The organism is Mesorhizobium sp. M0140 (genome assembly GCF_040322475.1).
Lineage (GTDB): Bacteria > Pseudomonadota > Alphaproteobacteria > Rhizobiales > Rhizobiaceae > Mesorhizobium.
This window is the reverse complement of record NZ_JAMYTM010000079.1, coordinates 1-1,331: the sequence shown is the minus strand read 5'-3', so window position 1 is coordinate 1,331 and position 1,331 is coordinate 1. Positions and strand designations below refer to the sequence as shown.

General features: G+C 58.8%; 1 protein-coding gene. It reads left to right on the top strand.

The window, feature by feature from the left end:
• Positions 1–92: 92 nt before the first annotated feature.
• Positions 93–1,331: IS4 family transposase (locus NKJ37_RS31895; RefSeq protein ID WP_352776437.1), on the top strand; the 1,239-nt coding region annotated here is incomplete at its 3' end.

The following is a 1,331-nucleotide window of genomic DNA, read 5'->3' as shown; positions in this document are numbered from 1 at the left end:
TAATGCAGTTCACTTAAGTTGGGCTGGATGAGGATCTGGTAAGACCTATCGAACAGGATGGAGATTCGTTTCCATCCTGTTCGTGTTTTGAGATGCCAGGTCGCATAGGACATACAGCCGATTTATCGGCACTTTCGGGTGCAATTGATCCGGAATGGATCGCCTTGGCGCTTGCCAGCAGCGGCAAGGCGAGCATCCGCAAGCGCAAGCTCCCCGCCGAGCAAGTTGTCTGGCTGGTGATTGCGCTTTCCTTGTATCGTCATCAGTCCATGCCTGAGGTGGTGGCCCATCTGGATCTGGTGTTGCCCGATGAGGTGAACCCGGACATTGCCAAGAGCGCCTTGACGCAGGCCCGCCAGCGCTTAGGCCAGGCGCCGCTGGCGCAGTTGTTTGCGATGAGCGCGACGTGCTGGGACGAGCGACACCAAGTCGGGCGAGGCTGGCGGGGTCTTGCGCGCTATGCCGTGGATGGCAGCACATTGCGTGTCGCCGACAGCGTGGAGAACCGCGCGCATTTTGGAGCGCAAGCCTATGCATCCGGCGCTGTTGCAAGTTATCCGCAGCTACGGCTCTTGACCCTGACGGCGCTCGCCACGCACCTGGTGCGTGATGCGGTGTTTGGGATCTACGGCAAGAATGAGATGCTCTATGCCAAGAGCTTGCTCGACCAAGTGCCGGACCAATCCCTGACGGTCTTCGACAAGGGCTTTTTCAGCGCCAGCCTGCTGCTGCAGCTTCAATCGAAGGGCAAGCAACGTCATTGGCTCCTGCCGGCCAAAGGCAACAGTGCATGGCAGCGCCTGGACCAGAACGCCACCGACTATCGGGTGCGCATGAAAGTCTCGCCGCAAGCACGCGAGGCCGAGCCCGACTTGCCGACATTCTGGGAAGCTCGGGCGATCGAGACGGTCAACCGGCATGGGCAAAAGCGAATATTGCTCACCTCATTGACGGACAAGAAGGCCTATCCTGCCCAGGAGATCGTGCAGCAATACGAAGACCGCTGGCGGATCGAAACCAGCTATCGAGAGCTGAAGCAGGAGCTTCTTGGCAGCGAATTGACGCTGCGCAGCGGCACACCGCAGACCGTTTATCAGGAAGTTTGGGGAGCCTTGCTGGCTTACAATCTGGTGCGGTTGGAAATGGCCGAGGTTGCCTCTGAAGCCGAGGTCAAGCCAACCGAATTGAGCTTCACCACAGCCCTGCACTACATTCGTCACGAATGGGGGTGGATGGCGATCGAAGCGCCAGCAAAACTACCCGCACACCTCATCCGATTAAGACAACGGCTGGGAGACCTCATCCTCCCAAAAACACGGGGGCGATCATGC